Source organism: Peribacillus sp. YIM B13481, assembly GCF_042787985.1.
Taxonomy (GTDB): domain Bacteria; phylum Bacillota; class Bacilli; order Bacillales; family DSM-1321; genus Peribacillus; species Peribacillus simplex_A.
Map to the genome: position 1 here is coordinate 1 of NZ_JBHZPE010000023.1, position 23672 is coordinate 23672.

Annotated in this window: 21 protein-coding genes, 1 pseudogene and 1 riboswitch; of the genes and pseudogenes, 2 read left to right on the forward strand and 20 right to left on the reverse strand. The window is 40.0% G+C overall.

Annotated features, from left to right (window positions below):
- Positions 1 to 131 precede the first annotated feature (131 nt).
- From ACFX4X_RS14250 to ACFX4X_RS14290, 9 genes are all read right to left on the reverse strand, one after another.
- A complete protein-coding gene (locus tag ACFX4X_RS14250; RefSeq protein ID WP_377384420.1) occupies positions 132 to 410 on the reverse strand; it encodes a site-specific integrase in 279 nt (92 codons plus the stop codon).
- Between the two features lie 638 nt (positions 411 to 1048).
- The gene (locus ACFX4X_RS14255) at positions 1049 to 1396 is read right to left on the reverse strand and encodes a hypothetical protein (protein ID WP_377384339.1); all 348 of its coding nucleotides are present in this window, start codon (positions 1394 to 1396) and stop codon (positions 1049 to 1051) included.
- Positions 1397 to 2364: 968 nt separating this feature from the next.
- On the reverse strand, positions 2365 to 2505 hold the full coding sequence (locus ACFX4X_RS14260) for a hypothetical protein (protein WP_377384341.1): 141 nt from the start codon (positions 2503 to 2505) through the stop codon (positions 2365 to 2367).
- A 67-nt stretch (positions 2506 to 2572) separates the two neighbouring features.
- Positions 2573 to 4459, reverse strand: coding sequence for a sigma-54-dependent Fis family transcriptional regulator (locus ACFX4X_RS14265; RefSeq protein WP_377384343.1), 1887 nt, complete (start codon positions 4457 to 4459; stop codon positions 2573 to 2575).
- Between the two features lie 222 nt (positions 4460 to 4681).
- Positions 4682 to 5458: an acetoin reductase gene (locus tag ACFX4X_RS14270; protein ID WP_377384345.1), complete on the reverse strand. Its 777-nt coding sequence runs from the start codon at positions 5456 to 5458 to the stop codon at positions 4682 to 4684.
- A 31-nt stretch (positions 5459 to 5489) separates the two neighbouring features.
- Positions 5490 to 6872, reverse strand: coding sequence for a dihydrolipoyl dehydrogenase (gene lpdA, locus ACFX4X_RS14275; RefSeq protein ID WP_377384347.1), 1383 nt, complete (start codon positions 6870 to 6872; stop codon positions 5490 to 5492).
- 17 nt (positions 6873 to 6889) lie between these two features.
- Positions 6890 to 8110, reverse strand: coding sequence for a dihydrolipoamide acetyltransferase family protein (locus tag ACFX4X_RS14280; protein WP_377384349.1), 1221 nt, complete (start codon positions 8108 to 8110; stop codon positions 6890 to 6892).
- Positions 8111 to 8197: 87 nt separating this feature from the next.
- The gene (locus ACFX4X_RS14285; RefSeq protein WP_061463204.1) at positions 8198 to 9232 is read right to left on the reverse strand and encodes an alpha-ketoacid dehydrogenase subunit beta; all 1035 of its coding nucleotides are present in this window, start codon (positions 9230 to 9232) and stop codon (positions 8198 to 8200) included.
- Between the two features lie 22 nt (positions 9233 to 9254).
- Positions 9255 to 10247 (reverse strand): thiamine pyrophosphate-dependent dehydrogenase E1 component subunit alpha, encoded by a 993-nt coding sequence (locus tag ACFX4X_RS14290; protein ID WP_377384351.1) that lies wholly within the window; start codon positions 10245 to 10247, stop codon positions 9255 to 9257.
- A gap of 288 nt (positions 10248 to 10535) precedes the next feature.
- On the opposite strand from ACFX4X_RS14290, the pseudogene ACFX4X_RS14295 reads away from it, so the two are divergent.
- Positions 10536 to 10703 (forward strand): annotated as a pseudogene (locus ACFX4X_RS14295) (IS6 family transposase); the annotation flags it as partial.
- Positions 10704 to 10932: 229 nt separating this feature from the next.
- Here ACFX4X_RS14295 and sdaAA read toward each other — a convergent pair.
- Together sdaAA and sdaAB are read right to left on the reverse strand one after the other, a co-directional pair.
- On the reverse strand, positions 10933 to 11808 hold the full coding sequence (sdaAA, locus tag ACFX4X_RS14300; protein WP_061463202.1) for an L-serine ammonia-lyase, iron-sulfur-dependent, subunit alpha: 876 nt from the start codon (positions 11806 to 11808) through the stop codon (positions 10933 to 10935).
- Positions 11809 to 11842: 34 nt separating this feature from the next.
- Positions 11843 to 12505: an L-serine ammonia-lyase, iron-sulfur-dependent subunit beta gene (gene sdaAB, locus ACFX4X_RS14305; RefSeq protein WP_377384353.1), complete on the reverse strand. Its 663-nt coding sequence runs from the start codon at positions 12503 to 12505 to the stop codon at positions 11843 to 11845.
- A gap of 288 nt (positions 12506 to 12793) precedes the next feature.
- Here sdaAB and ACFX4X_RS14310 point away from each other — a divergent pair, with 288 nt between their 5' ends.
- A complete protein-coding gene (locus ACFX4X_RS14310) occupies positions 12794 to 13048 on the forward strand; it encodes a hypothetical protein (RefSeq protein WP_377384355.1) in 255 nt (84 codons plus the stop codon).
- Positions 13049 to 13232: 184 nt separating this feature from the next.
- Here ACFX4X_RS14310 and purU read toward each other — a convergent pair whose 3' ends face one another.
- The 9 genes from purU to glyA all read right to left on the reverse strand — a co-directional run bounded on the left by purU (position 13233) and on the right by glyA (position 23257).
- Complete coding sequence (purU, locus tag ACFX4X_RS14315) at positions 13233 to 14102, reverse strand: formyltetrahydrofolate deformylase (protein ID WP_377384357.1); 870 nt, start codon at positions 14100 to 14102, stop codon at positions 13233 to 13235.
- Positions 14103 to 14423: 321 nt separating this feature from the next.
- Positions 14424 to 15821, reverse strand: a complete 1398-nt coding sequence (gene lpdA, locus ACFX4X_RS14320; RefSeq protein ID WP_377384359.1) for a dihydrolipoyl dehydrogenase — start codon at positions 15819 to 15821, stop codon at positions 14424 to 14426.
- 115 nt (positions 15822 to 15936) lie between these two features.
- Positions 15937 to 16248, reverse strand: coding sequence for an iron-sulfur cluster biosynthesis family protein (locus ACFX4X_RS14325; RefSeq protein ID WP_377384361.1), 312 nt, complete (start codon positions 16246 to 16248; stop codon positions 15937 to 15939).
- A 38-nt stretch (positions 16249 to 16286) separates the two neighbouring features.
- Entirely contained in the window at positions 16287 to 17165 is an 879-nt protein-coding gene (gene lipA, locus ACFX4X_RS14330; protein ID WP_377384363.1) for a lipoyl synthase, read from the reverse strand.
- 211 nt (positions 17166 to 17376) lie between these two features.
- A complete protein-coding gene (gene gcvPB / locus ACFX4X_RS14335) occupies positions 17377 to 18861 on the reverse strand; it encodes an aminomethyl-transferring glycine dehydrogenase subunit GcvPB (protein ID WP_317777446.1) in 1485 nt (494 codons plus the stop codon).
- A complete protein-coding gene (gcvPA, locus tag ACFX4X_RS14340; RefSeq protein ID WP_089362214.1) occupies positions 18854 to 20206 on the reverse strand; it encodes an aminomethyl-transferring glycine dehydrogenase subunit GcvPA in 1353 nt (450 codons plus the stop codon). The genes gcvPB and gcvPA overlap by 8 nt, the downstream gene beginning before the upstream one ends.
- A 1-nt stretch (position 20207) precedes the next feature.
- A complete protein-coding gene (gene gcvH, locus ACFX4X_RS14345; RefSeq protein WP_318688054.1) occupies positions 20208 to 20603 on the reverse strand; it encodes a glycine cleavage system protein GcvH in 396 nt (131 codons plus the stop codon).
- A 147-nt stretch (positions 20604 to 20750) separates the two neighbouring features.
- A complete protein-coding gene (gene gcvT / locus ACFX4X_RS14350; RefSeq protein ID WP_377384366.1) occupies positions 20751 to 21860 on the reverse strand; it encodes a glycine cleavage system aminomethyltransferase GcvT in 1110 nt (369 codons plus the stop codon).
- A 146-nt stretch (positions 21861 to 22006) separates the two neighbouring features.
- The gene (glyA, locus tag ACFX4X_RS14355) at positions 22007 to 23257 is read right to left on the reverse strand and encodes a serine hydroxymethyltransferase (protein WP_377384368.1); all 1251 of its coding nucleotides are present in this window, start codon (positions 23255 to 23257) and stop codon (positions 22007 to 22009) included.
- 184 nt (positions 23258 to 23441) lie between these two features.
- Positions 23442 to 23545, reverse strand: a riboswitch (glycine riboswitch).
- Positions 23546 to 23672 lie beyond the last annotated feature (127 nt).

Sequence of the window (23672 nt, forward strand, 5' to 3'; positions counted from 1 at the left end):
AGGAGGCTCACCGCCCGCCCCGCGGAAAGCGAGCATCTGGAGGGGAAATCAACCACAACTCACTACCTGGTAAATAGAACAAAGTATGTGAAAACAGCCTTAGGTAAATAATTTGTGAAGCTCCTGTAAGGTCATATATTTAGGTAATTTCTTATCTGATTTAGGTAATTTTCTTTTAAACAATATTCACTAAATGATTTTAAGCACGAAATACGGCGTTGTAGCGTTCTCGGCTTAATACTATGATTGATGACCTGATTTTGTACAAAACGACGCACACTATACGATGTGAGTTCAGCTAAGTCCAATGATCGGTCGTTAGCTGTTAAAAACTCACCATAAAGTTTTAAATCGAATGCATAACTAGCTAAGGTGTTCACAGAATAATTTTTCTCAACTTCTAAGTATATGAGATAATCATCCGAAGCTTGAACTTAATTAATAATTATCAGACCTACTGGGAATTATTCATTCCAACCCAAGGAAGTATGTTCGAAACCATTAATTATGAGACCTAGCCGACTTATAGAAAGATCCCCGAGTGTTATTAGAAGTAGCATTGAATATTATAGTCAACTTGAGCCACGTTAGGGGACAATAATGAATCTTATGAGAACTTGAAGGCGTGACCATTTGGTACTATTATGTTTGTTTCTAGTTTACATAATATATATTATAGGAAGTTGTGTTTTAATTGTTATTTTTATCTCACATCTTAAGAATACTTAACTTAGTGAGACGAATATTGAATTTTAGATTCTAATAATCCAATATTCATCTTATTCTAATTACTAATTAAATTTAGCAAAAAAAATTTAATTGACTGTCGTTATATTATCTAATTTAAAAAGATCTTTAATCTTTATTAAAAATTGACGGTTTATAATGAATTAAATTAATTATATTCAATGTCATTTAATTGGCTATTTTTTAGTTGTTCCTTATAATTTTCTGTTAATTGCATATATAATGTGATTTTTTAGCGAAGAATTATTTTATAGTCGTGATTTACTCCATTAAAGCACTTTAGTTAGCATTTACCTACTAGTCAATTCACTCTCAGGATATCTAAATGCTTCGTTGTAGAAATTACATCTATTTTCTGCTGACCCTTTGTGTAAAAAACGGAAGCGCCTTCTCTTTCTCCCTTTTTCCATCCATTCGCTTTAAGGGCTAATTCATAACCATATGGTATGCCGTTTTCTTCCGACGCCCTTGACCACTCATAATTTTTCCCGTGTTCATTTTCCATTACAAGCTTAGCATTTTTAGGTACAGGGACCTCATATAAACCTTCTGTAGTTTCGTATAGTGATAAATTAATGAAATAATAAATTATTCCCCCACCTATCAAAAGCGCAGCTATAGCTAGTGTCCAACCAATCTTTTTCTTCATTTTGCTTATCCTTCCTTTCATAGACCTTATTTAAGGCGAGACAATACGAATCAATATCTACATATTCTCTGCAAACGGTACATTTTCCTGTATAACCATCCTGCCTCTTCTTGTTTTATTATATTGATATATAAATATAATGGATAAATGAGAAAAATTACGGGGTTACATTTCGATTAAATTATATAAATATAATTTAATTTTACGACGAATCTCTCCAATGTACCGCTTTCCTACCAAAAATAATCATAGGGTCGTCTATGCCACATGATTCCCTCCAGTCGTTAAAATAAAAGAATTAGCCATTAAATATCGAATCCGTTCTGTTATTAATAAGATTACATACAGCTTTAATTCCATACTTACTCAAATGGAATTTATATCGTTTATTTCCGTTACGATTAATTTCATTTTTTTATTTAGGATAAAGTTCAGCAGCTTAAAGAGCATAGTAAGATTAATATGACAGTCTTGATTCATTAACTTAATAAGTTCTAGCACATTTATCTTGGTAAAATGATAATTGGTAGCTATTTTAAACTGTGCACCATTTATTTTTAAGTGAGTGAATATATATTACAATTGGTCTTTACTTGCCTAGATATTAGCCTGCATACAACGGATTAATACATAGCTAGCTCAGTTACATAACCAGGACCTCCTTATTTAAGTAAATAGCCAGGTTATTGGCATAATTAATATATTCCCTTTTATTTATGGACCAGTAAAGTTACTGAGAAGCTTTTAAAGTGAATTTGCACGACATTTAATGCTTTTTAGGAGTCTCTATATAAATGTTATGTTTTACATTAAGGTAGTGAAGATTGTTGGTAGATCCTTCACATTCATTACTTCAATTACGTAGCTGTATGTCGTTAGAAGCCTAAGAACAATATACATCAGAAAAAAATGGAACATGGAATCACTTGTGATCTCATGTTCCATTTTGAAATATGGGAAATTCATGTTCAAATGGATTTGATCCGGCTTTGGATGAATTCAAACGAGATTGTTGCTTCTTGGACGATTTGTTTTAAAAATTCTTTGACGGCCATTACTTTTTTTATCAGTCCCACTTTCAAGTTTGTCCTCTTCTTTACCGACGGCATTAATTGACCACTTTCAATTTTCACGGATTTCCCTTAATCCTTTCTTACATAATGTACATTGCCCTGTCTATAAACCATACTTATGGAGCCGCTTGTAAAATGTACTTCTTGGTATATCCATAAACTTTGCTGCAGCGGTGACATTTCCTCTTGATCTTTGTAATGCCTCTAACATTAGATCCCGTTGGATTTTTTCACGGATCGTCAGTTCATTCCCCTTGATGCATTTTTTACCGCCTTCCTTCAATGAAGGGATATCATCATGCCGGGCACTGGGCAGTGAATGCATGGAATTCAACACTTGAATATAATCCAGAGGTCCTTCCGCGAGTAAGATGGTCAATCGCTGGAGTACATTCTGTAGCTCCCTTATATTGCCTGGCCAATTGTAATCCTTTAATCGCTTCATTAACTCTTCCGTTAATGGAATATTCCAATCATTCTTTAAACACAAGTAGTTGACTAGATAAGGAATGTCTTCGATTCTTTCCCTTAAGGAGGGTACATGAATGGGGTAAACGTTCAATCGATAATATAAATCTTGACGAAAGGACCCATCATTGACAAGCTCTTCAAGATTACGGTGTGTTGCAGTGATAATGCGAATATCCAATGAAATGCTTTTGGTACCACCGATCGGAACGATTTTTCTTTCCTGAAGTAAACGCAGTAAGGCAACTTGCATAGCTAGTGGGATTTCACCAATTTCATCAAGAAAAATGGTCCCTCCATTCGCCTGCTCGAACTTCCCTTTGTGCCCTTGCCGTTTAGCCCCTGTAAATGCACCATCAACATAACCGAATAGTTCACTCTCCATTAAATCTTTAGGGATGGCACCGCAATTTATAGTGATGAACGGTCCATTTTTTCGAGAGCCATTTTCATGGATAGCCATGGCAATAAGCTCTTTTCCGACCCCAGTTTCACCAAATATGCACACATTAGCTTCTGTCGGTGCAACAAGCTTCATTTTCTGCAATGTGTTTTGAAAGGATTCGCTAATCCCGCTTTCTCCCTTGAAGTCAAACACTTCAGATGGCATTGAAGCAGGAAAAAGCCTATTGGTTTTATGACCATGATTTTCAGATAAGAGTAAATACTTACCGGAAATCCTATTATCTTCTTTAGATAGAAGCAAGTTTTCCTTAACGATTCGATAGCCATGATTTAATAGATCGGCCAATGCCATGCCAATGGATTGAGGGATTTTTTTGCGAACCAGTTTGCTGGCGGATATGATCATTTCTTTATGATTACAAACGATAAAGAAACGATCTGGATAGGTTTCTGCAAGTTCTATTGAGTGCTGGATCAGTTCCAGCTCCTTTTTATAGGAACGCACTCCCATTTCCTGTTCGATCGTATACGCTAAATTGGCTACCATCCCCAGCATGGAAGGATGGGAATATTCTACTGGACACGATATATCCAAAACGCCTAATATCTTCCCGTCTTCATTTAAAATGGGCATAGCAGAGCAACTCCATTTATGTGAAGCAATGGAATAGTGTTCAGTACCTTGGATCATGACGGCTTCACCCGTTTTCAAAGCTGTTCCAATTGCGTTCGTTCCTACCTCACCCTCCGTCCAGCGTACACCCTCCACAAAATTTATTTTGCCTGCCTCATTGAGGATTTTCTCGTTTCCGGAAAGTGATAGGACATATCCATCGGGATCGACTAATAAAGCCATCATTCCCGATTCTTTTATAGATTGATTCATCCTTGATAATTGGGGTGATGCCAATTCTAATAGGAATGAGTTTTTTTCCTTTTGAATGTCCAATAATTCACTTGTCAATATGTGCTTGCCTTTATTAAGGTACGGGTTGACTTGATCTTTTTTGCAACGATGCCAAGATTCCATTATTCGCTTGTTCAGACGATTTGAATCTAGAACACCTTCACTGATAAAGCGTTCCCATGTACGTAGATAACAACTAGTGGACAGCATATAATCCTCCTCTAATCATTTGGTTTGAACCTTCAAAAATGAAAATACACTTAGTAAATCTAGCGGAAAAATACCATGGAGTTATAAATAAGGATGTTAATCGAGGTCCATTTAATTATAGTAGATTATGTATCCGCTTACAATATATTGATTGAGTTTACTAAAAAAGCTTCATGTGATTATTCACATGAAGCTTCTCTATCGATCCTTATATTTGCTAGCTTATGAAAAAAGGACACCCCCATCAATCATGATGGATTGACCTGTCATATAATCAGAATCAGGTGAAGCAAGATATGATACGAACTTGGCAACATCTTCTGGGGTTTCGGAGCGTCCTAAGGCTATGGAATCAGTAAACTTTTTGAATGTTTCCCCTTTTTCAAGATTCATATAATGCCCCATTTTTTCATCGATTAAATCCCACATTTGCGTCCCGACAATTCCTGGACAGTATGCATTCACCGTGATGCCATACTGGGCCAATTCCTGTGCTGCCGCTTGTGTAAGGCCTCTCACGGCAAATTTTGTGGCTGAGTATGTACCAAGCAAGCTAAAGCCTTTAAAACTGGCAATGCTGGCAGCACTAATAATTTTCCCGCCTTCTTGCTTTTTCATTTGTTCAGCAGCGGCTTGCAGGCAATAAAGGACACCATTGACATTTATCTTGAAAATCTGTTCAAGGTCTGTTTGAGTTACTTCCAATAACGGCTTTATTTGAGCAATTCCTGCATTTGAAACCATTACATCCAGTTGTCCAAAACGTTCCACCACTTGATCAACCATTTCGAATACTTCCCGTCTATTGCTTACATCTGCTTTAATGGCAAAGCTTTCACGTCCAAGTTCCCTAATCTCATTTACGACCGATTTTGCCGTTTCCAGATTGACGTCGTTAATCACCACATTCAATCCATCTTGAGCTAATCTTAAAGCAATGGCACGTCCGATACCACGTCCTGCACCAGTGACTACCGCCGTTCGATGACCGCTAGTCATACAAAATCCCCCTTATGTTACATGAATAGTTTTAAGAATGTACTGCTTGACCTACAACATTTAAAAGAGCTTCATGGATGGATTCCGACAAGGTTGGATGCGCCGCCACTAAATCTTCCATCATTTCTGCCGTTATTTCCGCATGCAGCATGATTGTTCCTTGACCGATCAATTCCGTTGCATGTTGACCAACGATGGAAAAGCCTAAAATCTCATTATATTGAGGGTTTACAAGGACTTTGATCTTTCCTGCCGGTTTATTGGAAATGGCGGCTTTCCCATTTGCTGAAAAAGCAAACTCCCCAACATTAATCCCTCCATATTTTTTACGCGCTTCTCTTTCCGTCAAGCCTACACTGGCAATCTCCGGGGAGGTGTAAATGCAGCGAGGGATTGCCCGGTAATTAACTTGTGTAAATTGACCACAGGCATTCAGAGCCGCCACCCGCCCTTCATGAAAAGCAACATGGGCAAGTTGTATACCCCCGATCACATCACCACAGGCATAAATTGAGGGATTGCTAGTTTGCATTCGATCATTCACCGAGATGCCAATTCGGGAAAAATCAATACCGTTTCCCTCTAGGTTCATCCCGTGTACTCTTGGTTTTCTCCCTATTGATACGAGTACGTAATCAGCATGAAAATCTTCCAATTCCCCATTGCTTTTCTCCAAAAACACCGTCTTACTAGTTGAATTGATATTTTTTACAGATGTGGAGGTATGGACTGTCACGCCTTGGCTTTTCAATTCTTTATGCAAGATGCTCGAGATATCATCATCTTCCTCTGGAAGCAGCTTTTCCCCCATCTCGATAACTGTTACCTTGGTGCCCATCCTACTATAAATACTGGCAAATTCACATCCGATGACTCCGCCTCCGATAATTAGTAACGAAGCTGGAATAGCAGGAAGTGACATGGCTTGACCACTGTGGATGATCCATTCTCCATCAAACGGCGCAAAAGGTAATGGAATCGGTTCAGACCCAGTTGAAATGATGACCTTACTAGCTTCAATCTCTTCATTCTTATTTCCGTTCTTGATCCTCAGACGATGGCTCGAAAGGATTGACGCTCTTCCCTGAATGACTTTTATTTTATTCTTTTTCATTAAATATTGAATGCCATTCAACAGTTTAGATACGACATCTTTTTTACGTTCCTGAACGGTTTCCCAATCGACTTCAATGGAATTGGGGGAGAGCCGAATTCCCATTTGGCCAGCATTTTTCACCAATTCATACGTATCGGCACTTTCCAATAGTGACTTCGTTGGCATGCACCCTTCGTTTAAACAGGTTCCACCTAATGGCCCATCGACTACCAATATGACCTCCTTATCCTGCTGGGCAGCAGTGATTGCCGCTACATACCCAGCAGGACCTCCGCCTATAATGGCTATACGATTCAAGTGCTTTCCCTCCCTTTCTATAAAATCACGGTGATCGGCTCTTCTAAATACCTTTTTAGTGTTTGTAAAAAGGCAGAAGCAGGTGCTCCGTCAAGTACACGGTGATCAAAAGTTAAACTGAGTGGTAAGATTGTTCTTCTTTCCAATTCATCGCCAATATAAAGCGGGGTATCGTAAGCAGATCCAATCCCAAGTATCCCTGTTTCCGGTGTATTCAGAATCGGTGTAAAGTGCTCAACTCCGTATGCCCCCAGGTTACTGATGGTAAAAGTTGACCCTTGCATGTCTTTACTAGGCAATTGACCGTCACGTGCACGCCTAGCCAGTTCCTTACCCTTTTTCGATAAATGTCTTATGGTACAACTTTCGGCGTTTCTTATGACCGGAACAACAAGCCCCTTCTCCAAGGCCACTGCTAATCCAAGATGTATATGCTCATACAAATGGATATTATCTTCAATATAAGCACTATTCATTTTAGGATGCTCTTTTAGTGCAAGTACGACAGTTTTGGCAACAAAGTCCGTTATCGTCAGTTTAGTTGATTCATGTCTTTGTAGGATTTCATTGGCTTGTTTTTGCAGTATGACTAAATCGGTGACATCAACCTTCATCGTGAGAGTTAATTGGGCACTGTTTTGCAAGCTCTCCTTCATACGCTTGGCAATGATTTTCCTCATTCCTGACACTGGAACTTGCTGTGGACTTTCTAAAGGATGTTGGGGGTCCACTATTCTTTCTTCTTTATTTACTGACTTGGAATCCCTTTTCTCCATTTCTTTCTGTACATCATCTTTAGTGATTCTTCCGCCTGGTCCTGTACCTTGTATCTTCTCAATATCAAGATTGGCTGCCTGTGCCATTTTTCGTGCAATTGGGGTGATCAATAATCGGTCCCCCTGTGGCAAAATGGGTGACTCTTTGGTTTTCGGCTTTTTTTGTTCATCAATTTCCAAATCGATTTTTTCAGCAACAGGTTCTTTGATCATAATTTTTTCGTTCGGATTGCCAATGTGACAGATAACGGTTCCTGGGGGTACACCTTGTCCTTCTTGAACAGCTATGTTCAGAATGGTACCTTCCGTTGGAGATTCGATATCCATTTCTATTTTCTCCGAATTGATGCTGGCTATTGCTTCACCTTTTTCGACCGAATCCCCAACCTCCTTACTCCATAACGAAACAGTGCCTTCTTTCATTGCCATGCCCAATTTTGGCATTACCACTTCGACCGCCATATCTTTTTTCTCCCTTCAGATTGGTTTCTGTGTCCATTATTGGTTTGCTTGCTCCGGCTTAAAAAGCTGGAGCATCATACTATTGAATTACACCCCCAGAATGGATGGCTCCCCCAATAACTCCGAAACGACCTGTATCACTTTTTCCGATGTTGGAAGGTAAATATCTTCTAGCGGAGGAGAAAAAGGTACAGGTGTATGTGGAGCTGTAATCTTTTTTATTGGCGCATCGAGCGTGTCAAATCCCTTATCCGCAACCAATGCGGCAATATCCGTTGCCATGCTGCATCTAGGATTCGCTTCATCCATCACGATCAAACGATTTGTTTTTGCCACAGAGGAGAGGATCGATTCTTCATCCAGCGGTGACAAGCTCCTTGGATCTACAATCTCAATTTCAATTCCTTTCGCTGCAAGTTTTTCAGCAGCCTCCATTGCCGTGTGAACTTGTTTACCGATGGCAACGACCGTCAAATCCGAGCCATTCCTTTTAATTTCGGCTTTGCCGATCGGGATTGTATAATAGCCTTCTGGGACCTCCCCTACCATGTTATATAGCGTTTTATCTTCAAAAAATATGACTGGATCATTATCTTCAATGGCTGATAGCAAGAGCCCTTTTGCATCATATGGGGAAGATGGAACGACCACCTTTAATCCAGGAATGCTTGTAAACAAGGCATAAAGGCTTTGTGAATGCTGAGCTGCAGCCCTGAATCCTGCACCATGCATCGTACGGATCGTCACAGGAACTTGTGCTTTCCCCCCAAACATATAACGGAACTTAGCACCTTGATTCAATACTTCATCTAAACAGCTGCCAATGAAATCGTTGAACATTAACTCGGCAATCGGTCGTAAACCTGTTGAAGCGGCTGCCATTGCCGCTCCCATATAACCTGCTTCTGCAATGGGTGTATCGAGGATCCTGTCCCGGCCAAACTCTTGAACCAATCCCTTTGTGACACCTAAAACGCCACCCCATGCTTCGTCATCCTGCAGATGATCAACTTCAGCACCGCCCGCTACATCCTCTCCCATAAGGATGACATTTTCATCTTTTCTCATTGCAATGGCCATTGCTTCATTTATCGCTTGTGACATACTGATTTTTCTACTCATCTAAAATTCCTCCTTTTTTGGTTTAATAGGATACATACACATCTTTTAATAAATCGGATTCATCTGGATACGGGCTTTCTTCACTGAACTTTACTGCCTCTTTAATAGATTCCTCAACGGCACTCTCAAGAGAAACCAATTCTTTTTCCCCCAGCAAATTCTGATTCAGTAAGTAATTCCGAAACAGGGCAATCGCATCTTTCTCTTGTTTATGCTCCTTTTTGTCTAGTTCATTTTTATATTTCTGTGCATCTCCCTCGAAGTGTCCATAATTACGATAAGTAACGCATTCGATTAATGAGGGTCCTTCTCCCCTGCGAGCTCTCTGAACGGCTTCTTCAGCAGCCTTATACACAGCCATTACATCTTTCCCATCCACCCGGGCACCTGGGATATTGTAGCTAATCGCACGATCGGCTATCGTTTTACAGCTAGAAGCATAGTTGAAAGGCGTTGCTTCCCCATACCCATTATTTTCAGCGATGAATATAACGGGTAACTTCCAGATTGCCGCCAGATTTATGCCTTCATGGAATGTCCCATGATTATTGGCACCATCACCAAAAAAACAAACACTAACATGATCAGTCTTTTTATATTTGGCCGTCAATGCTGCACCGCATGCGAGCGGAAAGCCTCCACCGACTATCCCGTTCGCGCCTAACATCCCCTTATCGAGATCGGCAATATGCATGGAACCGCCTTTTCCTTTACAAAGCCCTGTCACTTTCCCATAGATTTCAGCCATCATTCCGTTTAGGTCGCATTCTTTTGCAATACAGTGGCCATGCCCCCTATGAGTGCTTGTAATGCTGTCTTTATCGGATAGGTGTGCACATACTCCTACAGCTACCGCTTCTTCCCCGGCATACAAATGGACAAACCCTGGTAAAATCCCCTTTGCAAATGATTCATGAACCTGGTCTTCAAATTTTCTTATTTCCAGCATTTTTTTGTACATCCAATAAGCTTTGTCTTGTGATAACTTCATTTCATTCTTTTGAACCGTTTCCATATTTCAGCCCCCAATCATTAATAATGAGTCAATGATCTATATTGCAAATAGTGTGCCAAAATGGAAGTTCGGTAAATTAGGACTTTTTCTATTTTCAGTCGAAACAAAACGAGACAAAATGAGATTGTTGTCTCGTTTTGTCTCGTTTTTTAAAAATATATTATCCCAATTCACTTACCACTGAAGTGAAAAGATGGTTTGAATGTGGAAGCAGTCTTTTAAGGAACAAGCTCTTTATGCACCATTTACTTAGATGCTCGTACTTACTTATGGGGCAAGTTAGTTAAAGTGGAACAAAATCTTCGTTTTATTAAGAAGCGCGTGCGTTCTATGTTGGGTTTCAAACAGTAACCTCTATATTGAGTAGTCTGAGGCCATGCATATGATAAAAAAGGGACAAATTTAATCAGTGTCCAAAACCAGAAAAAGTTCATCCACCAAGTAATACGATTTTGATCGGATTCCGTCATCAAGGTTTGAAAATCAAAGGGTTTCAATCCTACAATGCGAGTCCTCTGAAACCTGAAGGCTCCGTAATTGAAGCTAGGGTTCACGTTATATCCCTGATTAGTCATGAACAGGGTTCAATTTTGTACCTAGAGGTGACTTTGTTATTTCTCCAATGTATTGCAATACAGAGAACTTTTGAGGACAAGGATTTCATAACTGAGCTTAAGGTGTAGGTTTATTTATATGAACCGAAAATTTCCTTTGCCAATCTACGCCCAGTCGGAGTCGCAGCTAGGCCGCCCTCTGCCGTTTCACGAAGTGCAACTGGCATGGTCAATCCTATTTTATACATGGCGTCGATAACTTCGTCACATGGAATGCGGCTCGTAATGCCTGCAAGTGCCATATCAGCTGCCGTTATCGCGTTGGAAGCACCCATTGCGTTTCGTTTCACGCAAGGAACTTCGACCAATCCAGCAACTGGATCACAAACCAGTCCAAGCATATTTTTCAATGTGATCGCCATCGCTTCTGCGGCTTGGCTCGGTGTACCGCCGGCAAGTTCAACTATCGCAGCTGCCGCCATTCCACTTGCCGAGCCCACTTCTGCTTGGCAGCCACCAGCTGCTCCAGAAATGGAAGCGTTGTTTGCAACCACGAATCCAAAGGCAGCGGAAGTGAAAAGAAAATCAATCATCTCAGCTCGGGTTGGGTGTAATTTTTCTTTCACGGCAAATAACGTACCGGGAACTACTCCAGCAGAACCGGCAGTTGGAGTTGCACATATCACTCCCATTGCTGCATTGACTTCGTTCGTCGCAACGGCTTTACTGACGGCATCCAGTAGCAAGTTGCCCCCGAGTGCCTTGCCTGTTTTAATATAATTTTGCAAAAGAACGGCATCCCCGCCAGTTAGACCTGTAACGGATTGCACACCTTTAAGACCTCTTTCCACCGCTTGCTCCATCACTGTCAAATTCCTGTCCATCTTTTCAATGACCTGTTCTCTCGACAGGCTTGAGAACTCCATTTCTTGTAAAATCATGATTTCCGCAATTTTTACATTTTTACTTTCAGCAAGTTCAACCAACTCTGTTACATTTCGGAACATGTTTTTACCTCCATATCTGTGCCCACACTTTTAATCATTCAACCATCCTTATGACTTGCGACACGTTTTCCAAACTTTCAATTTCCTTCATGACATCGCTCTTGATTTTCTGATCGACTTCAATCACCATGAGAGCCATTTGACCTTTTTCTTTACGTGAAACTTCCATATGCCCAATGTTAATTTCATGATTGGCTAAAACCGTTGAAACGGAAGATATAATTCCATAAACATCGTTATGTACCACTAAAATAGCTGGGTTTTCACCTGACAATTTTAGCTTGAACGTATTCAACTCTGTTATTTCTATCGTTCCGCCGCCTATCGAGATCCCAACAAGTTCTAATTCTTTACTTTCGTCGAACAGTCTGATTTTGACTGTATTAGGATGATCCATCACCGTATCCTCAATTGTAAAGGAAACCTCCATACCGGCTTCTTCCGCTATCGTCAATGAAGTGGGGATTCGTTCATCATCCGTATCGAAATCCAATATCCCGCCTACGACAGCAACATCCGTACCGTGTCCCCTGTATGTTTTTGCAAAAGAACCATATAAAGAAATGATGGCTTTCTTCGGTTGCTTTTCGAATAATGTCCGTGCTACTCTGCCGATTCTGGCAGCTCCTGCTGTATGTGAACTAGAAGGTCCAATCATGACGGGACCGATTATATCGAATGCAGATCTATATTTCATCGTGTAATGCCCCTTTTCTGGGAAAAGATTTGTTTAACCGCCTTCATTATGCCGCTTTATGTTCTAATTCGCCGTTATTTGTGAAATGGTCCTAATCTTTTAATTCTGAACACGATTAAGCAAAGGAAACCTTCCGCAGCTCCCACAACTGAACATAGCCCAGATGTGATCGTCGCCTTTACAGGATAATGGAAGCCACACATAACTTCCAACCCTGCGATTGGTATGGCCCGTCCCGGTTACATGTTCAAAAAGTATGGAAAAAGCTCTACAAGACGAGAACTTCCCTTGAGCAAGTCAATGCTTAAAAAGAGTTCTTTTAACTATAATAATTTCAGTTATCGAACAGGCGAAAAAGGTAAAGTACATGTTGATTTTACGATGCTTATTTATATTTATAATGCTCAGAAATTAGCAGTGAATCGCCTCAATCAACAAATGCACAAAATGAATCAAGCTGTTTTTCGTTTAAGTAAACGTGGCAAAACTTTTATGGAATTGATTTCAATTATAATAGAGATTGAGATGTGGGTATTAATATAGGAATAGGTATAAATAGTAATGATGTCCCGTTGAGATATGACAAAATACTACCAAGGACGAGTATTTTGTCTGCTCTAATAGAATAGTAGAGAAAAATCTTTAAAAATATTGGAAAATAATAAGTTCCTCAATTATCTTTAAAATTAAAGTTTATCTCCTATCATTGAACATCATAATATTGTATTTAATCAAACACGATTGTTTTATTACCATGAATAATAACTCTATCTTCAATATGCCAAGAAACAGCTTGGGCAAGAACCTGTCTTTCCACATGACTTCCGGTAACCTTTAATTCTTCGATTGTATGTCTATGATTAACGCGCTTTACATCTTGCTGAATAATGGGTCCTTCATCAAGATCATTCGTAACATAATGAGCAGTTGCTCCAATTAACTTAACACCACGGTTATAGGCCCTCGCATAAGGATTTGCACCGACAAACGCCGGTAAGAAAGAATGATGGATGTTAATAATTTGATTTGGGAACTCCGATACAAATGTAGGGGAAAGAATTTGCATATATCTAGCCAAGGCAATAAAGTCTGCTTTCCCTTTCAATAGATCCAGTGCTTTCTGTTCTGCTTGTTGCTTCGTTTCATTAGCTAAAGGAATATGATAATAAGGGATGCCATAACTTTCTACTATTTTTTTAAAATCTGGATGATTACTGATCACCATCGGAATTTCCACTGGAAGTTCATTCGATTTCCAACGCCATATAAGCTCCATAAGACAGTGATCCATTTTGGATACAAAGATAGCCATTCTTTTTCTTTTATTATTACCGCTTAAGTTCCATTCCATCGCATAAGCCTGGGCCAGCACATGTAAGTCCTCTTCAAGTTTTGCATAGGAAGCATCAAAGTCGTTTAAATCAAATTCGATCCTCATAAAAAACATACCTGCTTGTGGATCCGTCGTATGTTGGTCAAAATGAACAACATTTGCTCTGCTTTCTAATAAAAGGTTAGATACAGCTGAGATAATACCTGGTTTCTCTGGACAAGATATTAATAATTTAGCACGGTTAACATTCACTTCTTTATACAATGGTCTCTCACCATCCTTTAGATTTGTAATTAAAATATGTAAAAACTTTCGAATTCAGAAGGGGTGGCTAAACTCTACCGCTATAGGTGTCCGAACAAAACCGTTACTACAATTTCATTTCTAGCAATCTTGAACTACGGTGAGAGGGGCGATAGACCTTAAAATTTTTTTACTGACAGACGCTTCCGCTTCCGTGATTTAACATCCCCGGTTTTCATAGTGAAACTACTTGATACTTAATATCGAACTTCTCCCACCTATCATATGGCTCGCCTCCCCTTAAGGAAGAAGTATTCAACTCTTCTTTTAATATTTTTATATCTATGAGTGTATTTCCTTACCATATACAGCTAGGGCAGCTTCCCCAATTGCTTCCGCTAATGTAGGGTGAGGGTGTATCGTATGCGCAATATCCATAGCTGTTGCATTTAATACTCGTGCAAGACCAACTTCTGAAATCATATCGGTTACATGTGGCCCAACCATATGCGCTCCTAACAACTTACTAGACTCTTGTTCAACAACGAGTTTGACAAAACCGTCTGATTCACCAAAAACAAGAGCCTTTCCAATCGCACGGAAGGTGAATTTTCCTGTTTTTACTTGATATCCTTTCTCCTTCGCATCCTCTTCTGTTAAGCCTACACTAGCTACCTCTGGGTTACTATATATGCATTTTGAAACAAGAGTTTGATCAAGTGGCACAGGGTTTTCTCCTGCCATATGTTCAATTGCGATGATCCCTTCATGTGAAGCAACATGGGCGAGCTGTAATCCTCCAATCACATCTCCAATTGCATAAATGTTTGGCTCATTCGTTTGATAATACTCATTTGTTTGAATAACACTCTCGACTTCAACTTTGGTATTTTCAAGGTGAATGCCTTCTATGTTTGCTAATCTTCCGACAGATACTAATAATTTTTCTGCTGAAAATGTCGTGTCTTTCCCTTTATATTCCGCCTTTATAGAGACACCGTCACCTTTTTCTAACGATTCTGGAAGTACCTTTGCCCCTGTTACGATTTTCACACCTTTTTTCTTCATTAGTCGCTGTACTTCCTTTGAAATATCTTTATCTTCTGTCGGTAAAATGCGCTCGGCATACTCAATCACAGTCACTTCTATTCCAAAGTCAATAAGCATCGAAGCCCATTCTATTCCAATAACACCGCCGCCGACAATAATGATGGAATTTGGGAGCTCTTTCATTTGTAGCGCTTCATCCGATGTCATCACATATTCGCTATCTGCTTCTAAGCCGGGTAATGTCCTTGGACGAGATCCTGTAGCTATTAAAATATGTCGAGGGTTTAATATTGTTTCCCGTTCATCATTAATCAGTCTCACTAAAACATCTTTTGACTGTAAAATACTGCCTTTCCCTTCAAACACATCTATTTTCCCTTTTTTCATTAAATGTTGTACACCTTTAAATAAGCGTTCTGTTATTTCTTCTTTTCTGGCCTGTACTTTTGAGAAGTCCAGTCCAACTTCCGGTGCAATAACACCAAATTTATCTGCATTTTTTGCATTTGAATATACCTCTGCACTTCTTAATAATGCTTTACTTGGAATACACCCTGCATGAAGGCATGTTCCACCAAGTTTTCCTTGTTCAACGACCGCCGTTTTTAATCCTAATTGAGACGCACGAATGGCCGCAACATATCCACCGGTGCCGCCACCGATGATAACAACGTCATATTTTTGATTCACCTAATACTTCCTCCTTTGGTTTTCATAACCACAGATAGATATATGGATAGTGTAAGAAAACAACTAACTTATTAAACACGATCTATTCTATTAATAGGTAAACGATTACGATACTTTAATTTATTTCAATGGCACATGCATTGGATGCAAAGCTTTTTCCAACAATAAAGCCACTATCTTCTATATAATCAATTTGTGTTTCTTCATTTAAATAGCGTTTTGTAAAATGATCTAATCTAAGCTGAAGTCCCTCAAATTCAATAATTACATCGTTTCGGCGGGGTTCATCCAATAAGAGGGAGAACTTCACCGACAGCCCGCAGCCGCCGGCAATATCAGCGTCAATGCGAGGAATTTGGGCACCCTTACATGTCATTTCCTTCAGTTTATTCATGGCTGCCTCTGTTATTTTTATTTTGACTATCATCTGATTCTCCCCTTTCTTAATGGTTTATTGAAAAATGATTACGCATTAACCTTAGTTGCACGAACTTGTTCATCTGCATGATAGGAGGAGCGAACAAGCGGACCGGCTTCGCAATGACTAAACCCTTTTGACATGGCAATGTTTTTCAGTTCTTCAAACTCTTCTGGGCTCCAATATTTTTCGACCTTCAAATGTCGTTTAGTCGGCTGCAAATATATACCAATAGTCATAATGTCCACATCATTTGCACGAAGATCATCCATTGTTTCCATAATTTCTTCTTTTGTTTCTCCTAGACCAATCATGATGCTTGATTTCGTCGGGATAGTGGAATTCATTTGCTTTGCCCGCCTTAAAAACTCTAGTGAACGTTCGTATGTTGCACGTGCACGAACTCTGGGAGATAAGCGTTTTACTGTTTCAATGTTGTGATTCAAAATATCTGGCCTTGCATCCATTAATATTTTTAAGTTGTCATATTCCCCATTCAGATCGGAGGGGAGAACTTCAATGCTGCAAAATGGATTTTGCCGCCTCACTGCCTTTACAGTTTCTGCAAATACTTCTGCTCCGCCGTCTTTTAAATCATCACGAGCAACAGCGGTAATCACCACATGCTTTAAGTTCATTTGCTTTACTGATTCTGCGACACGTTCGGGCTCTTCCCAATCAAGCTCTGATGGTAGCCCTGTTTGAACTGCACAGAATCTGCAAGCCCGCGTACATACACTTCCTAAAATCATGAAAGTTGCCGTTTTTCGTACCGCCCAGCATTCATGAATATTAGGACATCTTGCTTCTTCACAAACAGTATGAAGTTTTTTTTCACGCATCATTTTCTTTAAGCCTGTATATTGTTCATTCGTATTTAATTTAATTTTAAGCCATTCTGGTTTACGAAGATCAGTGATGGACATTTTATTTCTCACTCCTATGAGCAGATGTAAATTTAGCTTTAAATAGGTTGGTCAATAGGGCTAAAAAAAAAGGACGATTGAGTTTCTCCATTGCTCTGTCTTTTTAGTTCTCAATATCCTTTTTAAACACGCTTATGAAACCACCTAGAATGAAATATTGAGATTCTTTTCTTTATAATCCATCCTTGGTGGTCCATGTTCAATCATTCATTTATGACGTTACCGTTGCTTCCTCCACTACTTCCTCTTTGGAATAACGCAAGATTGGTTGTCTAGCTGCTTGGACCTCATCCAATCGCCCAATCACCGTAGTATGTGGTGCGTCTAAAACAACCCCAGGGTTTTCTTCTACTTCTTTGGCAATTTGAATCATTACATCCGCAAATGCATCGAGTGTTTCTTTCGACTCTGTTTCTGTCGGTTCAATCATCAAACATTCCTCTACATTTAACGGGAAATAGATGGTCGGCGGATGGTAGCCGAAATCTAGCAGACGTTTTGCCATATCAAGTGTTCTTACACCCAGCTTTTTCTGCCTGGATCCGGATAGGACAAATTCATGCTTGCAAATTTGTGAATATGGCGCTTCAAAGTATGGCTCTAATCTTTTACGAAGGTAATTAGCATGAAGCACGGCACTTTCTGATACTTGGCGCAGCCCTTCTGGACCCATCGTGCGAATATACGTATACGCCCGCAAGAGAATTCCGAAGTTTCCATAATACCCTTTTACCCTTCCGATAGAGTGCGGATAATTAGCGTTCAGCACATATTTATCACCTTCTTTTTCTATGCGAGGCACTGGCAAGTAAGGAATAAGTTTCTCTTTCACACCGACAGGACCTGCCCCTGGGCCGCCACCTCCATGAGGCGTAGTAAATGTTTTGTGCAGATTTAAGTGCACGATGTCAAAGCCCATTTGACCTGGTGTTGTTTTACCTAAAATGGCATTGGCATTCGCTCCGTCATAGTATAATAGGCCCCCTGCTTCATGAACAACCTGAGCAATTTCAACAATTTCTTTTTCAAAAAGTCCAAGGGTATTCGGATTTGTCAACATTAGCGCAGCTGTATCAGATCCCACATGTTTCTTTAATTCTTCTAGGTCAACTAATCCATTTTTATCGGATGGAATCGTGATCGTTTGAAAACCAGCAACACTTGCACTTGCAGGATTTGTACCGTGCGCTGAGTCTGGAACAAGTACTTTCGTTCTGGTTTCACCTTTTTGAGCATGATACGCCTTAACCATCATTAAACCTGTCCATTCCCCTTGAGCCCCTGCGGATGGCTGTAATGTTACAGCATCCATTCCTGTAATGACGGCTAGCTCTTCCTGTAATTCATATAAAACTTCTAATGCACCTTGTACTGTTTCAACGGGCTGATATGGATGAATGCGGCTAAAGCCTTCCAACCGTGCCACATCTTCATTTATTTTCGGATTGTACTTCATCGTACAAGAACCCAGTGGATAGAATCCATTATCGATTCCATGGTTTTTATTTGAGAGCGCTGTGTAGTGGCGGACAAGCTGCAACTCTGATACTTCTGGCAGCTCAGCCGGTTCGTCACGAATTAAATGCTTTGGAAATTTTTCATTTATATCAACATAGTCAACGTCACTATCCGGTATACTTGATCCTACCCGTCCTGGACGACTTATTTCAAAAATTAACTCATTATATTCAACCATTTACAATCGCCTCCAAAGCATCAACAAATTGGTCAATTTCTTCTTTTGTTCGCTGCTCAGTCACAGCTAGCAGCATTTTATTTTCAAAACCGTAATCACTTTCTAAATCAAATCCACCGATAATACCCGCCTTAAGAAGTTTTGCATTGACTTCCTTTACCGGACGAGGAAGCTCGACAACAAACTCATTGAAGAATGGTGCCTCATTGATTATGGTAAAGCCCTTCTGCTCTAGAGTTTTCGCCATGTAATCAGCTTTCTCAATGTTTAGCTGTGCCATTTGACGAATCCCTTGCTTACCAAGTGATGTCATACAAATAGAAGAGGCAAGAGCATTTAATGCCTGGTTGGAACAAATATTGGATAAGGCTTTATCACGGCGAATATGCTGTTCACGTGCTTGAAGTGTTAACACAAATCCACGCTGTCCTTTTTCATCTGCTGTTTGGCCTACAATGCGTCCTGGGATTTTGCGCATGAGTTTTTTATTTACCGCAAAATAGCCGCAGTGCGGACCGCCAAAGGACATTGGGATTCCTAATGGCTGCATATCACCGATTACAATATCTGCCCCAAGCTTCCCAGGAGCCTGCAAGAGTGCTAGTGCAAGAGGATTGGCGCTTACGATTAAAAGGGCACCATGTTCTTTCGCAATTTTCTTAATTGCTTTTATATCCTCAATGGAACCGAAGAAATTCGGATATTGAACAATTACGGCAGCAGTGTCCTTATCTATTTGTTCTTGCAGCTTCCCTAAATCTGTAACCTCATCAGCTAGGTTTACTTCCTCAGCTGTATATCCCGGGCCTCCTGCTACTGTATGTAAAATTGCCCTGGATTCAGGATGTACCGCTTTGGATACAAGAACTTTCGAACGTCTTGTAGATGCAACAGCAAGTGATGCAGCTTCTGCAAGCGATGTAAAACCATCGTACATGGAAGAATTAGCCACATCCATACCTGTCAACTCACAAACCATCGTTTGAAATTCAAAAATTGCTTGTAATTCACCTTGACTGATTTCCGGTTGGTAAGGTGTATAGGCTGTGTAAAATTCGGAGCGTGAAATCATATGGTTTACCACACTTGGAATGTAATGATCATATGTACCCGCACCTAGGAAAGTCGGATAATGATTCGCATTTTTGTTTTTGATAGCAAGCTGGTTCATTCTTTTCACAAGCAGAGGTTCAGGAACCGCCTTTGGGATGTTTAGCTCACCCTGCAATCTGATTTCAGCTGGAATATCTTCAAATAACTCATCTATCGAAGAAATATTTAAAAATGTGAGCATCTCGTCTTGGTCTTGTTTCGTATCAGGAAGGTATCTATAAGTGGCTGCCATATTATTCCTCTCCTTCATTAGTAAATGCTTGATACTCATCTTCGTTTAGAAGCGAGTCTAACTCTTCTGGATTGGACATTTCTACTTCGACTAACCACCCTGCTTCAAATGGATGCTCGTTAATCGTCTCTGGAGCGCCTTCTAACTCTTCGTTTACAGTAACTACCGTACCTGAAACAGGTGAGTAAAGTTCGGAAACTGCTTTAACCGACTCGATCGTTCCCATCGATTCATTTACAGCTACTTCATCATCAATCGCTGGGTTTTCAACAAAGACGATATCACCTAACGCTTTTTGTGCATAATCAGTGATTCCAATACGTACACGATTTCCTTCTAATTGTTGTACCCACTCATGTTCTTTGCTATATCTAAAACTTGATATTACCTTCGTCATTGTATTTTCCCCTTTTCTTTTGGTTTTTTTCACTATTGCCATAATTCAGAATATAGTTTGGGTGATTTGCCGATTTCAAGGCTACATGCAAGGTAACCGCAATCGACTCCTGAAAACTGCAAGATAACTCTATTAAAATATTTCCGCTTACCTTTTATAGAATGGTGCATTAACAATAACGGCTTCAATCTGTTTATTTCGGATTTCCACTTGTATCGGCGTCCCTACTTCAGCTTGATCGGCTGATACCAAGGCTAGACCTAAGCTTTTCTTCAAAGATGGTGATTGTGTTCCTGATGTCACAATACCTATTTCCTCTCCATCTTTAGAAATTATCTTGTAACCATGACGCGGAATTCCCCGGCCTATTACTTCAATCCCTACTAATTTTCGTTTTAATCCAGTTTCTTTTTGTTGTGTAAGAGCAGATTTTCCAATAAAGTCACTTTCTTTGTTAGTCTTTACTACAAAGCCGATTCCTGCTTCCAGCGGGCTGATATCGTTACTTAGTTCTTGGCCATAGAGTGCAAGACGTGCTTCCAGCCGAAGCGTGTCCCGTGCACCAAGTCCGCATGGTTTTAATCCATTCGTGGCTCCCGCTTCTAAGATCTTTTCCCAAAGTACTTCCGCTTTGTCTGCAGATAAATAAAGTTCATATCCATTTTCTCCTGTGTAACCTGTACGGGATACAATTACATCGGTAATCCCCGAGATGTTGACATGTTGGGCGAATTTAAAAGTACCAATTTCTGATAAATCTATTTCCGTTAACTTTTGCAAAATGCTTTCTGCCTTTGGTCCTTGGATGGCAAGCTGAGCGATGTCTTCAGAAATATTTTGGAGTGCCATCTCTCCTTTTACATGCTGCTTCATCCATTCGTAATCTTTCTCAATATTTGCGGCATTAATGACGAGTAAATATTTTTCATTCCCTAATTTATAAACTAATAAATCATCGACGGTTCCACCGTCTGGATAACACATTGCGGTATACTGTGCTTGATTGATGCTAAGCTTTGTTACATCGTTTGTAACAAGGTAGTTAATATAACTCTCGGCATCTTTCCCTTCCACAAGTACTTCTCCCATATGAGAAACATCAAAAAGTCCTGCTTCAGTTCGAACAGCTTCATGCTCTTCTAAAATGCTAGTAAATTGAACCGGCAGAGCCCAGCCACCAAAATTAATAACTTTTGCTCCGTATTTTTTATATACTTCAAAAAGCGGTGTTTGCTTTAATGCTGTTTCAATACCCATGATCTACCCCCAATTATGATTTTTTGTAAAATAGATGTTCTTTCACCTGTTACCGGTTTCTTTCATTGCCATGATTCCAAAAGACATATCTCGCTGCCATGGCCGTTGCTCAGGTTTCAGCAAAGGCATAATTGCTGCCCCTTTCTTCACACAGTCGTTGGCTCTTGAAATAACGGATAAACACCACAAATCTCTTTAGTTGTTACTCTTGCTTTCTCAATAACGGCTTTATTCCCTTTACTTTTTAGAACCGTTGCAATCACTTCGCCAATTTTCACCATCTCTTCCTTCTTCATGCCTCGAGTTGTTAAAGCTGCTGTCCCCATTCGGATACCGCTAGTAACAAATGGCTTTTCTGGATCATAGGGAATCGTATTTTTATTAACGGTAATGCCCGCGTCTTCCAATAACTTCTCTGCTTCTTTTCCTGTTAAATTCCACGGACGTAAATCCAAAAGGACAATATGATTATCTGTTCCGCCAGAAACAAGGGCTGCACCTTCATTTTTTAATGTTTCGCCAAGTGTTGTAGCATTTTCAATGACTTGTTTCGCATAATCCTTAAAGCTTGGTTGTAAAGCCTCGTTGAAAGCAACTGCTTTTGCTGCAATGATATGCATTAGTGGACCGCCTTGAATTCCCGGGAATACGGATTTATTAATCGCTTTGCTTATTACTTCATCGTTCGTTAAAATGATCCCCCCCCGTGGTCCTCTTAATGTTTTATGAGTTGTACTTGTAATAACATCTGCATATGGGATTGGGGATGGATGAAGACCAGTAGCTACCAGCCCGGCTATATGAGCCATATCCACCATAAGTTTTGCACCAACTTGATCGGCAATTTCTCTAAATCGTGCAAAATTAATCGTTCTTGGATAGGCACTTGTCCCAGCAATAATCAATTTAGGTTTTTCTTTCTTTGCAATAGCTTCCAACTCATCATAATCAATTAGCTGAGTATCTTCTCTAACTCCATAAGACACAACTTCAAACCATTTTCCTGAAACGCTGACTGGACTTCCATGAGTTAAGTGGCCACCATGTGAAAGGTTCATCCCCATCACCTTATCACCAGGCTGAAGCAGTGCGAAAAAAACTGCGAAATTGGCTTGTGCACCTGAGTGAGGCTGAACATTTGCATATTTGGCACCGAAAAGCTTTGTTAATCGCTCAAGAGCTGCTTGTTCTGCCACATCGACAAATTCACATCCACCATAATAGCGCTTTCCTGGATAACCTTCTGCATATTTATTTGTCATCACGCTTCCCATGGCCTCTAATACATCAGGGCTAACAAAGTTTTCTGATGCAATCAATTCCAGTGTTTGATGTTGACGTTGTCCTTCCTTCTCAATGGCTTCAAAAATGGTTAAATCATTTTGTTGTAAACTCATTTTATTTTCCTCCTCAACGTTTTTACCTAATTCTGAATTTTCGCTCAATTAATTTCAATATGGTACTAAACACTTAAGTTTCTTTCCCCCTACAGGCCTACTTTTCTATGAAAACTGTTAATAACAGTATGCTTTACACCCTTTTTTGCACGCAAAAAAGGACAGAAAAGGGTCGTAGCGTTCTCTACCCTTCTCTGTCCTTTTACCTGAGAGTTTAGCTCCATTTTTAATAGAGCCTTTCCCCTTTGGTGGCGTAAATGTTTATACGCGCTCTCCAGAGGTGCGTCCATTTGTGGTTCCATCTACCTGAGAGATTTGTTCCAAGGGTCTTTTTGGAACTTGCTCCTTCGGTGGCTTGTCGCTTTGCACTCTCCCACAACTGTCATCCGCTTATTCAATTGGTACATTTAGAATA

What these genes read in the sequence shown, in the direction of transcription:
- ACFX4X_RS14255 (WP_377384339.1), bottom strand. Translation starts at nt 1,396, where the DNA reads ATGAAGAAAAAGATTGGTTGGACACTAGCTATAGCTGCGCTTTTGATA.
- ACFX4X_RS14260 (WP_377384341.1), bottom strand. Translation starts at nt 2,505, where the DNA reads ATGCCGTCGGTAAAGAAGAGGACAAACTTGAAAGTGGGACTGATAAAA.
- ACFX4X_RS14265 (WP_377384343.1), bottom strand. Translation starts at nt 4,459, where the DNA reads ATGCTGTCCACTAGTTGTTATCTACGTACATGGGAACGCTTTATCAGT.
- ACFX4X_RS14270 (WP_377384345.1), bottom strand. Translation starts at nt 5,458, where the DNA reads ATGACTAGCGGTCATCGAACGGCGGTAGTCACTGGTGCAGGACGTGGT.
- ACFX4X_RS14280 (WP_377384349.1), bottom strand. Translation starts at nt 8,110, where the DNA reads ATGGCGGTCGAAGTGGTAATGCCAAAATTGGGCATGGCAATGAAAGAA.
- ACFX4X_RS14285 (WP_061463204.1), bottom strand. Translation starts at nt 9,232, where the DNA reads ATGAGTAGAAAAATCAGTATGTCACAAGCGATAAATGAAGCAATGGCC.
- ACFX4X_RS14290 (WP_377384351.1), bottom strand. Translation starts at nt 10,247, where the DNA reads ATGGAAACGGTTCAAAAGAATGAAATGAAGTTATCACAAGACAAAGCT.
- sdaAA (WP_061463202.1), bottom strand. Translation starts at nt 11,808, where the DNA reads ATGTTCCGAAATGTAACAGAGTTGGTTGAACTTGCTGAAAGTAAAAAT.
- sdaAB (WP_377384353.1), bottom strand. Translation starts at nt 12,505, where the DNA reads ATGAAATATAGATCTGCATTCGATATAATCGGTCCCGTCATGATTGGA.
- ACFX4X_RS14325 (WP_377384361.1), bottom strand. Translation starts at nt 16,248, where the DNA reads ATGATAGTCAAAATAAAAATAACAGAGGCAGCCATGAATAAACTGAAG.
- lipA (WP_377384363.1), bottom strand. Translation starts at nt 17,165, where the DNA reads ATGTCCATCACTGATCTTCGTAAACCAGAATGGCTTAAAATTAAATTA.
- gcvPB (WP_317777446.1), bottom strand. Translation starts at nt 18,861, where the DNA reads ATGGTTGAATATAATGAGTTAATTTTTGAAATAAGTCGTCCAGGACGG.
- gcvPA (WP_089362214.1), bottom strand. Translation starts at nt 20,206, where the DNA reads ATGGCAGCCACTTATAGATACCTTCCTGATACGAAACAAGACCAAGAC.
- gcvH (WP_318688054.1), bottom strand. Translation starts at nt 20,603, where the DNA reads ATGACGAAGGTAATATCAAGTTTTAGATATAGCAAAGAACATGAGTGG.
- gcvT (WP_377384366.1), bottom strand. Translation starts at nt 21,860, where the DNA reads ATGGGTATTGAAACAGCATTAAAGCAAACACCGCTTTTTGAAGTATAT.
- glyA (WP_377384368.1), bottom strand. Translation starts at nt 23,257, where the DNA reads ATGAGTTTACAACAAAATGATTTAACCATTTTTGAAGCCATTGAGAAG.